Source organism: Neobacillus niacini (genome assembly GCF_031456445.1).
GTDB lineage: Bacteria > Bacillota > Bacilli > Bacillales > Cytobacillaceae > Neobacillus > Neobacillus niacini_I.
Genome location: NZ_JAVDUQ010000045.1, coordinates 1 through 12,150 on the forward strand (window position 1 = coordinate 1; position 12,150 = coordinate 12,150).

Annotated in this window: 10 protein-coding genes; 4 read left to right on the forward strand and 6 right to left on the reverse strand. The window is 38.1% G+C overall.

Translation table 11 applies throughout. From position 1 onward, the window contains the following. Window positions 1-216: 216 nt before the first annotated feature. Complete coding sequence (locus J2Y67_RS24885; RefSeq protein ID WP_310178404.1) at window positions 217-591, reverse strand: DnaJ family domain-containing protein; 375 nt, start codon at window positions 589-591, stop codon at window positions 217-219. Between the two features lie 134 nt (window positions 592-725). Here J2Y67_RS24885 and J2Y67_RS24890 point away from each other — a divergent pair, with 134 nt between their 5' ends. Then, a complete protein-coding gene (locus J2Y67_RS24890; RefSeq protein WP_310178405.1) occupies window positions 726-884 on the forward strand; it encodes a hypothetical protein in 159 nt (52 codons plus the stop codon). Between the two features lie 36 nt (window positions 885-920). Here the strand turns inward: J2Y67_RS24890 and hutH are convergent, their stop codons facing one another. Continuing rightward, a complete protein-coding gene (gene hutH, locus J2Y67_RS24895) occupies window positions 921-2,432 on the reverse strand; it encodes a histidine ammonia-lyase (protein WP_310178407.1) in 1,512 nt (503 codons plus the stop codon). Between the two features lie 394 nt (window positions 2,433-2,826). On the opposite strand from hutH, the gene J2Y67_RS24900 reads away from it, so the two are divergent. After that, complete coding sequence (locus tag J2Y67_RS24900) at window positions 2,827-4,530, forward strand: sigma-54 interaction domain-containing protein (RefSeq protein ID WP_310178408.1); 1,704 nt, start codon at window positions 2,827-2,829, stop codon at window positions 4,528-4,530. 61 nt (window positions 4,531-4,591) lie between these two features. Here J2Y67_RS24900 and J2Y67_RS24905 read toward each other — a convergent pair whose 3' ends face one another. From J2Y67_RS24905 to pruA, 3 genes are all read right to left on the reverse strand, one after another. Next, entirely contained in the window at window positions 4,592-5,572 is a 981-nt protein-coding gene (locus J2Y67_RS24905; RefSeq protein WP_310178410.1) for a proline dehydrogenase family protein, read from the reverse strand. An 80-nt stretch (window positions 5,573-5,652) separates the two neighbouring features. After that, entirely contained in the window at window positions 5,653-5,808 is a 156-nt protein-coding gene (locus J2Y67_RS24910; RefSeq protein WP_310178411.1) for a hypothetical protein, read from the reverse strand. A gap of 48 nt (window positions 5,809-5,856) precedes the next feature. Then, a complete protein-coding gene (gene pruA, locus J2Y67_RS24915; RefSeq protein WP_310178412.1) occupies window positions 5,857-7,425 on the reverse strand; it encodes an L-glutamate gamma-semialdehyde dehydrogenase in 1,569 nt (522 codons plus the stop codon). Window positions 7,426-7,854: 429 nt separating this feature from the next. Here pruA and J2Y67_RS24920 point away from each other — a divergent pair, with 429 nt between their 5' ends. Continuing rightward, a complete protein-coding gene (locus J2Y67_RS24920; protein ID WP_310178413.1) occupies window positions 7,855-9,249 on the forward strand; it encodes an amino acid permease in 1,395 nt (464 codons plus the stop codon). A gap of 75 nt (window positions 9,250-9,324) precedes the next feature. On the opposite strand, the gene J2Y67_RS24925 is transcribed toward J2Y67_RS24920, so the two are convergent. After that, window positions 9,325-11,514: a DNA topoisomerase III gene (locus J2Y67_RS24925; RefSeq protein WP_310178414.1), complete on the reverse strand. Its 2,190-nt coding sequence runs from the start codon at window positions 11,512-11,514 to the stop codon at window positions 9,325-9,327. A gap of 138 nt (window positions 11,515-11,652) precedes the next feature. On the opposite strand from J2Y67_RS24925, the gene J2Y67_RS24930 reads away from it, so the two are divergent. Beyond that, window positions 11,653-12,000: an MFS transporter gene (locus J2Y67_RS24930; protein ID WP_310178415.1), complete on the forward strand. Its 348-nt coding sequence runs from the start codon at window positions 11,653-11,655 to the stop codon at window positions 11,998-12,000. The last annotated feature ends 150 nt before the right edge of the window (window positions 12,001-12,150 follow it).

The window sequence follows — 12,150 nt, forward strand, 5'->3', positions numbered from 1 at the left end:
ATAGAACCTCTCTACGCTACCGAGTTACACTTTTCTTCTCCATTTCGGTCGCATAGAACCTCTCTACGCTACCGAGTTACACTTTTCTTCTCCATCTCGGTCGCATAGAACCTCTCTACGCTACCGGTTTGATCTCCTTTCTCACCTTGTTGCGAAGCTGGAAGGACATTTTTACTTTTTTCCAAAAATCGTTGTCCTTTCCAGCCTCTACAAAAGTTATTTCAACTTATTCTGAACTTTATGTTCATAATTTTTGAATATGGATGAGTTGGTTTTCACACCGCGTTTGGACATCATTTGATTAAAGCGGAGAAGTTTTTCATTTAACTTCCTTCTTAGCCCTTCCCGCTCTTCAGGATCGTCGCACTTCCTAATTAGCTCCTCAATCGTCGTCAATTCTCGGCGCAAATGACCCTCCTCCTCCGTATAACCCGCATTTTTTAACAGCTTATAGGCCATGCGCAATTCCTCCGGGACTCCTGCGAGATCATCAATCGGCAGCGGCTTCCCGTAACCAGGAAGATTATCAAACTCACCATCTTTATACGCTTTTTTAATACGGTCTTCCGAGACAATATGAAACAAATCCATTGTTAAAGCCTCCTTTTCACCATACCTATTATGTAAAGTATATCAACTGTTCTGCGATATGCATATTAGTCAAATTGTAATGATTTATCCTCTTTGGGGGAATGCTACAACCGTAAACGAAAGGAGTGTTGATTTTGGCACGTGGAGAAGATTTTAATCATAAAAAGAAAAACCACCCAGGCGATTTTCCCAAAAACAGTCTGACGGCAAAGCATACGAGAGAAGTCATTGAAGATGAAGAATTAATCGTCACCCAGGAAGCATTTAAAAACAGAGTGGAAGAAGAAGAGTAAAAAGCGTGAGGAGCACCCCCCTCACGCTTTTTTAAATTACAATACTACTGGTTGTGTCAATTCAGCGACATTCATCGTTTTTAGACCTTCTGCAGCTCTTTCAATATCCTTCGAGAAGATACGGTCCTTTTTAATAGAAGGAACGATTTCTCTTCCTTTTTCGTAAAGTCTTCTTGTTTGTGTAGCCATTTTTTCAACACCACGGTATTCTACAGCTTGCATGGCACAAATTAATTCAATCGCAAGAACTCTTCTTGTATTTTGAATAATTTGATGAGCATGTCTTGAACCAATGGTTCCCATACTTACATGATCCTCTTGGTTCGCAGAGGATGGAATGGAATCCACACTTGCAGGGTGTGCCAATGTTTTATTTTCAGATACAAGAGCCGCTGCAACATATTGCATGATCATTGCACCGGATTGTAGTCCTGGCTCTGGGCTTAAGAATGGCGGCAGGTCATTTAATTGTGGATTGATTAATCTTTCGATGCGTCGCTCTGAAATATTCGCCATTTCCGCAACGGCAATTTTCATAAAGTCCATTGCAAACGCAATTGGCTGACCGTGGAAGTTACCACCAGAGATCACTTTCTCGCCGTCATCAAAAATTAATGGATTATCGGTTGCTGCATTCATTTCGATTTCTAATTTTTCTTTTACATAATCAAGCGCCTGCCATGAAGCCCCGTGTACCTGAGGGATACAACGGAGTGAATAAGCATCTTGAACTCGAAGCTCGCCTTGTTGTGTTGTCAGTAAGCTGTCACTTAAATAACTGCGGATTCTTGCTGCTGTATCAATTTGCTGCTGGTAGCCGCGAGCCACCTGGATGGATTCATCGAAGGCATCGATAATTCCATTTAATCCTTCTATAGTCATCGAAGAAATAAGCTCACTTCCATAGGCAAGCTGTTCTGCTTCTAAGTAACCGACAACGCCCATGGCGGTCATCGCCTGGGTTCCATTGATGATTCCTAATCCTTCTTTCGCTTCTAATGTTATAGGTGTAAGTCCTTCAATTTGGAAGGCTGTTAGGGAATCCATCCGGTTTCCTTGGTAAAATACTTCTCCCTCACCAACAAGAACTAATGCCAAATGAGAAAGCGGCGCTAAATCACCACTTGCACCTAGTGAACCTTGTTGCGGAATAACGGGAATAATATCGTGATTTACAAGCTCTAACAATCTCTCAATGACAACTGGGCGTACACCTGAAAATCCTTTTAACAAAGCATTGGCACGAAGAAGAACCATCGCTTTTGCCACATCCTGAGGGAATGGTTCACCGACGCCGCATGCATGTGAACGAATTAAGTTCAGCTGAAGGTCTTGAACATCCTTTTGATCAATTAATACATCGCTAAATTTACCAAAACCCGTTGTAATTCCATAGATTACTCTTCCCTCTGAAACGATTCGGTCTACTGCTTCCCTGCTCTTTTTTACTGCTTCCATACTTTTATCTGATGCTTGAACCTTTTGACCACCGTATAGTACTTCTTTCATTTCTTTTAATGTTAAACCTTGACCAGTTAATGTAATCATATATTATCTCTCCCTCTACCACTTTAGTATAATAAAGAAAGAGGCTGGATTCCTATTCACTTAGTTTAGGAGTCCAGCCTCTTTAATCAACATATTAGAATATTTAAATTTTATTATTGGATGTATAAACCGTCTCATTCGTCTCAAACTCCTTTTAAAAAATATAAATATTCCTATTGATATGATAATTATTTTATGTGATGAAATCCCTTACTGTCAATGGAATTTTCTGAATTTTAGCACGATAACACTTTAGCACAATAATAAATGAAAGACAATTACGCTTTTGACTATTCATTTTTTGTTTAAATCCATTTGTTTATTATTCTTTTGCTAGATAATACTGTATAAAACATGATACATTTAAACAAAAACGTAATGAAAGGGGTTTATTATGTTCAATATTGGGCAGGTGCACTTAGAAAACTCCTTTACTATAGTTGAGCCGAATCTATCTTTATTACATATAAAAAACAAACTTTTAGAGTTTGATTTTGTTGTTGTTTCAGGGAGAACCTACTTTACGATCGCAAAAAGTGAATTCAACTTTATTGCGTTAGATGAGGATTCATTACCTATAATGAAATGGCTTGAAAAGGTAAATTGGCATCCTTCCACCGTCTCTACGACTGTTGAACTTTCTACATCAAAAACAGATTGGAGACGGCCAGTCCTTATTATGGATAATAGTAAAGAAGAGATTATCGGGATTGTAACAGCTAATCAATGGTTTCAGCACTTAGATAGGGAAAATAAGAAGCTTTCCGCTTACTTTTATACATTGGCAGAAACGATTAATGATGCAGTCTCAGCTGTAGATCAAGAAGGGACGGTTATTTGTTGGAATTCTGTAGCTGAACGGACGTATAAAATTAAACGCGAGAATATCCTTGGACAAAAGATTGGAGAACATTTTAAAGCAGAATCCGTTATTTTACACAATATTTTAAATGAGGGGCGTACGGTTCGCGGCGCCTATCATCGCCCCAATAACGATACCCACGTACTAATAAATGCTTCTCCAATTATAAAAGATAATACCATTATTGGGGGGATCGCAATAGAACGTGATATTACTGGATTTGTTCGATTAAATGAGGAACTTGACTCGTCGTTACCATCACTAATTGATCAAGAAAAGCCTTTTGATTCAATTATTGGAGTTAGTTCTGAAATTCAACAAGCATTACAAATTGCACAAAAAGTCGCCTCTGCTGATATTCCAGTCCTTTTAACAGGGGAACCCGGTTCAGGAAAAGAAATGTTGGCACAGGCAATTCATTATGGCGGTTCAAAAAACACCGGACCTCTTGTATCTGTTAATTGTTCAACGATTCCTTCCGGCCTTTTAGAGGCTGAATTATTTGGATACCAAGAAGGGGTTTTTACATCCGAAAAGAAAACTGGACAAGCCGGGAAAATTGAACAAGCCCGTAATGGAACTTTGTTTATTGAGGAAATTGACAAAATGCCACTGGATATTCAAGAGAAATTCTTAAATTACTTGGAACATCAATCCTTTTATCGAGTTGGTGGAACTGAACTTATTACAGCACATACCCGGGTGATTGCCTCTACATCGCAGCCATTAGAAGCAATGACAAAGGAGGGGGAATTTAACGAAACCCTCTATTACCGTTTAACTGTAATAAATATTGATATCCCTCCTTTACGTAAGAGAACAGAGGATATTATGAAACTTGTACAACAATTTGTGCAAGAATTTAGTTCTAAGTATAAGAAACCCATTCCGGAAATTAATCCAAGGGTTATAACCATGTTGATGAACTATGATTGGCCGGGGAATGTCCGTGAGCTTCGAAATATAGTGGAACGTTTTATCATCCTGAATGATGAAAATATGATTACTCTCAAGCATCTTCCCAAATATATCATTGATACTTTTTCTGAAAAAAACAGTAACCTTTCAGTCCAAAACGAAGCCATAGTAAAGGAACTAACACCTATAAAAGATGAAGTATTGATGATTGAAGATGCTTTACGCAAAACTTATGGAAACAAGAGTGCTGCAGCCAAATTACTCGGTATATCCAGAGGAACACTATATAATAAGATTAAAGAGTATGGGTTAAACTAAAATATTGGAGAAAAAAAGGCGCTTTCTGGATTTCAGAAAAGCGCCTTTTAATGAAGCTCAATTACTTCCTATTTTTATTTTTCACAGTCAGTCTGCCCATTAAGAATGCTCCTGCTGTCAAGCCAACTAGTGTGTTGGTTTTTTTGGTAAATACTTGTTTAGCTACTAGATTTAAGTTTTGTGGTCTTTCAGCAAGACGACGCATGAAATAACCGTACCAGTCTTTACCGAACGGTACGTAGGTACAGAAATGGTATCCTTCTTTTGCTAGTTTCAGCTGAAGGTCTTTTCTGAAACCATATAGCATTTGGAATTCAAATTTATCATTTGGAATATCATTCTTTTTAACAAATTCTTTCACATGGTTAATAATTTTATGATCATGTGTAGCAATGGATGTGAATTTTCCATTTAATAAATGCCATTCAATCAGCTTTATAAAGTTTTTATCGATCTCTTTCTTATCCTGGTAGGCATATTGTTCCGGTTCTTTATAGGCACCTTTTACTAAACGCAGTCGATAATTTTTATATTTTTCAAGATTTTCTTGTGCACTAAGGAAATATGCCTGAATGACCGTACCAACATTATCATATTCCAACGATAATTCATCTAAAATATCAAAAGAAGGCTTTAGATGTCCATAATCCTCCATATCAAAATTAACAAAAATGCCATAATTGCTAGCTTGATGAACGATTTCTTTAAGATTTTCCAAACAGAAGTTGTAATCAATATCTAATCCTAATTGTGTTGGTTTTAAAGAGATATGTGCATCTACTTTATTCTTATGAATCGCTTCGATTACCTTTAAAATTTGGTCTCTCGCGGCGATCGCCTCTTCCTTTTTAAAGACAAACTCTCCCAAGTTATCGACCGTGCAAGAGATTCCATTTGCGTTAAGCTCTTTAATGCTTTTAATCGTTTCTTCAATATTCGTACCTGCAACAACAGTTTGTGCCCCTAGTTTCAATCCATACTTTTTAGCTGCGCTATTAAGAAATTGGTTTTGGGATAATCCCATAAAAATATCTTTCAACATCACCATTACTCCTTCTTGTTGTTAAATTATTTCGAGTACACACTTTCAACAAATTATTATTTAATCATTTTTGCAATAGATTAGTAGGATTCAACTAAATATGAATCATTAAAATAAACAACATTTGAAAGGATTTTATAACCTTGAATTCTCCCAAAAGCCTCATTTGCTTCTTTTTCAGTGTCAAACTCAAACATTTGAATATTGTCTTTTGAATAAGCAGTAATGATCCACACGGAATATTCCCTCCAGGTAAAAATGACTTTAAGGGCTATACACCCTTCTTAAAGTGTTTCGCTCGTTGTTTTTGCTTGCATGTGAAGGATTAGATAATCAGGGCCTCCTGCTTTCGAGTCCGTTCCTGACATATTAAATCCGCCAAACGGCTGGTACCCGACAATCGCTCCCGTACAGCCGCGATTAAAATAAAGGTTTCCAACATGGAATTCTTGTTTTGCCCGCTCAATATGTTCACGATTGTTCGTGAGTAAAGCACCGGTTAAACCATAATCGGTATTGTTAGCAATTTGCATCATATGGTCAAAATCCCTTGCCTTGCAAATAGCGAGAACCGGTCCAAAGATTTCTTCCTGCATAAGACGTGCTTTTTCATCTACATTAGCAATGATGGTTGGTTGAATAAAGTAGCCTTTGGAGTCGTCCCCTTCTCCGCCTGCCATCAATTTACCCTCTTCTTTACCAATTTCAATATATTTCATGATTTTATTGTAAGACTGCTTGCTGATGACTGGTCCCATATAGGTATTTACATCTTCAGGATTTCCAATCGTTAATGTTTTGGTTAATGCCACTGCCTTTTCCAGAACTTCATCATAAACATCCTGATGCACAACCGCACGGGAGCCAGCTGAACACTTTTGTCCAGAGAATCCAAAGGCAGAGTATACAATCGAAGAAGCTGCTAGATCCAAATCAGCATCTTTATCCACGACTACTGTATCTTTTCCACCCATTTCAGCAATCACGCGCTTCAACCAAATTTGACCTGGATGTACTTTTGCTGCACGCTCATAGATCCGGCAGCCGACTTCACGAGAACCTGTAAAGGAGATGAATCGGGTTTTCGGGTGATCAATAAGGTAATCCCCCATTTCAGCACTATCTCCTGGAACAAAGTTCAGCACCCCTTGAGGCAAACCAGCTTCTTCCATAACCTCTACAAATTTTGCTGCCACAACAGGTGTATTGGCAGATGGTTTAAGAAGAACAGTGTTTCCTGCTACGATCGCTGCTGTCACCGTTCCAGCCATAATCGCTAATGGGAAGTTAAACGGTGAAATGATAATGCCTACACCAAGTGGTATATAATTAAACTTGTTAATTTCTCCATCCCGGCTGTTTACCGGTACCCCATTCTTTAATTGCACCATCTGACGGGCATAGAATTCCAGAAAATCAATCGCTTCTGCTGTATCCGCATCCGCTTCTTTCCAAGGCTTTCCGGCTTCTTTAACAAGATAGGCTGAGAATTCATGTTTGCGGTGGCGAAGGATCGCAGCCGCACGGAATAAAATGTTTGCCCGTTCTTCCGGGTCATGGTTTTTCCATGTTTCGAATGAAGAAAGGGCGGCTTGCATTGCTTTTTCAGCCAACTCCCTACTCGCTTTGAAAACCTTACCAATGACTTCTTCCTTATTACTCGGGTTAAGAGAGATCGTCTGTTTGTCCGTTTTAATTCGCTCTCCTCCAATCACAAGCGGGTACTCCCTGCCTAACTGTGACTGGACGAACGTCAATGCGTATTCAAATGCTTGTTTGTTTTCTTTTGTTGTGAAATCGGTAAATGGTTCATGTTTGTAGGGTGCAATCGCATTCTTATATTCTGTAATCATATGATTCTCTCCCTTTTTAAAAAATTTCCAATAGATTTAATTTTCAAATTCACCACAAATACATTATAAACACCTTTTTACACTTTTGTACATAACTTTTTAATTTTTTGTTTTTTTAGCCGTTTTAAACAAATGTGTTCAAACATTAAACATATTTGTTTAAAATAAAAAGAAATAAATATTATTAAAGACCACATTTTACCATCTTATAGATTAACAAAGATGTTTAAGTAAATTTACAGATTGACAATCATGAACAATAATGTATAAAATAAGTTTATTGAAAATTATTAATTTTTAATTCTCTGACACATCCTATTATTTTTAACAGGATGTGTCAGGGAATTTGAAAGGGCTTTCAAAGAACTGTTAAAACAAACGGTTCCCTTTCATTATTTTTCAATAAAAGGTTTATGAGGAGGAATGGGGATGAATCATCATCAAGCAGAGTTACAGAAAGGGTTAAAAATCCGCCATATTACGATGATTTCTTTAGGTGGAATCATTGGGGCAGGACTATTTATTGGAAGCGGCTCCTTGATTAATATGGCAGGACCGGCTTCGATCCTCTCATATGCAATAGCAGGGCTGCTTGTGGTTTTGGTTATGCGTATGTTGGGAGAAATGTCAATTGTCAATCCATCAAGCGGTTCTTTTTCCACGTATGCTAGAGAAGCACTTGGCCCATGGGCTGGCTACACAATCGGCTGGCTATACTGGTTTTTCTGGGTAATTGTCATTGCAGTGGAATCAATCGGGGGGGCCAATATTATTCAGTACTGGTATCCATCTGTCCCTTCTTGGTTGCTTAGCCTTATACTTACCTTTTTATTAACTCTTACTAATGTGTATTCTGTTAAATCATTTGGTGAATTTGAGTACTGGTTCTCTCTTATCAAAGTAGTAAGTATTGTCCTATTTTTGTTGCTCGGAGGAGCTATTATTTTCGGATTCATACCAGGGGTCGATTCACCTGGAACTGCAAATCTTCTTCATCGTGGAGGATTCTTCCCCCATGGAATCAGTTCTATTTTTCTAGGATTAACTCTCGTCATGTTCTCTTTTATGGGGAGTGAGATTGTAGCAACCGCTGCAGGAGAAACACCAAATCCTGAAAAAGCCATTACTGTTGCAACAAACAGTGTTATTTATCGGATCCTAATTTTTTATCTAGGCTCAATTTTAGTATTGGTCACGGTTCTCCCGTGGGATTCTCATACTCTGATGAAAAGTCCTTTTGTTTCCGTACTTGAAATGATTAAAGTACCAGCCGCGGCTCAGATCATGAATTTTATCATTTTAACAGCTGTACTTTCTTGCTTGAATTCCGGAATTTACACAAGCTCCCGGATGTTGTTTGCGATGTCAGAAAATGGATATGCACCCAAAATGTTTAAAAAGATCAACAAAAAGGGTGTACCACTGCATGCAATATTGGGTTGTACTCTTGTTTCCTATATTAGCGTAGGATTTAATTACCTTTCTCCAGATAAAATATTTCTCTTTTTAGTCAATGCTTCCGGTGGTGTAGCACTACTTGTATACCTTGTAATCGCCTTCTCTCAACTGCGGATGAGAAAAAAATATGAAAAGGAAAACCCCGAAGCATTGAAAATAAAAATGTGGTTATTTCCTTATTTGACATACGCTACTATTTTAGCAATCACAGGTCTTTTTATAGCGATGGCATTTATCGATTCACTTCGGTCGCAATTCCTTTTAACAATCCTCATCGCTCTATTTGTGATCGGTTCTTTCTTTGTCAGTAAAAACAAAAGATCAGCAAATATAGTACCAGTAGAAAAGAAGAGAATGTCCTCTTAAGACCATTTAACCAATTAGCACTATAAAAGAAAGGGGCTATCCAGACATTTTATGGATAGCCCCTTAATCTTATTGTTAATCAAACTTCAACCCTTTTAATGCTTCTGCCATGGCATTATTCAATGGTTCTTCCTCTTTGTTTTGGTTTTTCAAATACTTTTGTACTGTGCGTTTATCCACTTTACCGCCAGATTCCTTTTTACGGCGCGCTTCGAAAGCTGATAGTTTTTCACGGTATCCACATTTACAGGCAAAGATTTGTCCTTCGCCTTCACCGCGAAGCTCTAATTTTTTATGGCATTGCGGGCAGCGTGCATTGGTAACGCGCGACACATTTTTACGATGTCCACATTCACGATCTTGGCAAACGAGCATTTTGCCTTTTTTGCCATTCACTTCAAGCATTGGTTTTCCACAGTCCGGACAATTTTTTGTAGATATATTATCGTGCTTGTATTTTTTATTACTTGCTTTAATTTCGGCAACGATTTCTTTTGTGTAATTTTTCATTTCGCTGATAAACACTTCTTTTTTCAACTTACCATGGGCAATTTGATCAAGCTTTTGTTCCCACTCCGCTGTCAACGTAGGAGATTTCAGCTCTTCAGGCACTAGATCTAACAATTGACGGCCTTTAGACGTAATATGAATGTCTTTCCCGCGCTTTTCGATTAAGAAGGAATTAAATAGCTTATCAATAATATCCGCGCGTGTAGCAACTGTACCTAATCCCCCCGTTGATTTTAACGTCTCTGCCAATTGTTTATTTTTTGTTTCCATATACTTCGTAGGATTTTCCATTGCCGAAAGTAAAGTTGCCTCATTAAAACGTGCAGGCGGATTGGTTTGTCCTGATGTTTGGGCGATTAATTTCACGTTTAAGGTGTCGCCTTTTTCGATGCGAGGTAAAATCTGTTCCTTTAGGTCATCTGCTGCATCCTCATCTTCAAATCGATTTTCATATACTTCTTTCCATCCTGTCGATAAAATAGTTTTTCCCCTTGCAACGAAGTTCTCATCACCGATTTTCGCACGGAGCGTTAATTGCTCATACTCGAATGCCGGGAATAAGACGGCTAAGAATCGTTTTACTACTAAATCATAAATTTTCCGCTCTTTATCCGAGAAAGCTGAGAAGTTTACATAACCTTCTGTAGGAATAATCGCATGGTGATCGGATACTTTGCTGTCATCAACAAATGCTTTCGAAGCTTTTATCGGCTTGCTTAAAATCTTATTGGTTAACGTACGATATTCTCCAACTCCACATGCTCGCAAGCGTTCTGGAAGCGTTCCTACAATATCGGAAGAGATATAACGCGAATCCGTACGAGGATACGTTAAAACTTTATGTTGCTCGTACAGCTTTTGCATAATATTTAACGTTTCCTTTGCAGAGTAACCAAAGATTTTATTTGCATCACGCTGCAATTCTGTTAAATCATATAACCCTGGAGAGAACGACTTCTTCGGCTTTTTCTCAATTTCTGTTACAATCGCATTTTGTTTTCCTAGCTTTTTTACAATCGCATCGGTTTTTTCCTTATCAAAGCTGCGACTGTTTCCTTTTGCATCTTGCCAAGTCAGCTTTAAAAGGTCCGATGTTTGGGCTTCAATGCCGTAATAGGTTTGTGCTTTGAAGTTTTTGATCTCGTCCTCACGTGTTGCAATCATGGCAACAGTAGGTGTTTGAACACGTCCACAGTTTAATTGGGCATTGAACCTGGTTGTTAATGCACGTGTGGCATTAAGGCCGATATACCAGTCCGCTTCTGAACGTGCGACAGCTGAAGCATATAAATTTTCATATGACTTACCAGGCTTCAAGTTGGCAAAGCCGTCTTGAATTGCTTTATCGGTAACCGATGAGATCCATAGACGTTTAAGCGGTTTATTTACTTTTACCTTGTCAATAATCCAGCGTGCGACTAATTCTCCCTCTCTTCCAGCGTCTGTAGCTACGATGATTTCTTTGACATCATTTCTTGTCAGTTGACTTTTAACCGCATTAAACTGTTTGCCAGTCTGCTTGATTACGGTCAATTTCAACCGATCAGGCAACATCGGCAAATCTTCTAAATTCCAGGTTTTATATTTCACATCGTAACTTTCTGGGTCAGCAAGTGTGACTAAATGTCCTAGTGCCCACGTAACAATGTATTTATCTCCTTCAAGATATCCGTTTCCTTTTTTATTACAATTCAGCACACGTGCAATATCACGTGCGACAGAAGGTTTTTCAGCAATAACAACACTTTTTGCCATTTTTTATACATCCTTTCGAATTTCAGGTAAGTTAAATATAGCATACGTTTCGATTGGATTCAGGTATTCCGAAGATTCTAATTCATATTGAAGGATAGTATGATGAAATGGCTTATATGAAAGAAATGGAGATTTTTTATGAGAATTCGAGATTGGGATCGGAATTTAAAGGTCCGTTTATTTGCAGAAGCGATGATGAATATTACCTTCTGGATGTTCTTTCCGTTTTTAACGATTTACTTTGCGGAAGAATTTGGAAAAAATAAAGCAGGGCTCTTATTAGTTTTTTCACAGGTATTCTCTGTAATGGCAAATTTTACGGGTGGCTATTGTGCCGACCGATTTGGCCGAAAGCGAATGATGGTTCTTTCCACGATTGTCTGCACCATGCTGGGGCTGATCTTAGCAAGATGGTCCAGGGAAATAACATCAATATTTTCCTTTTTTGAAAAACAAACGCTAAAAAGTTCAAAAAACTTTCTATAAATTGTACTAAAATGTACACATTTCCCTCTTTTACTATTATAATTAACTTGTAAACGTTCCTAATAATAAAGGCGGTGGAATGAATGGATGGGTCACAATTTTTGTCTCCAACATCAATTTCAGGCATAATTACGTTTTTAGTTCTATTTT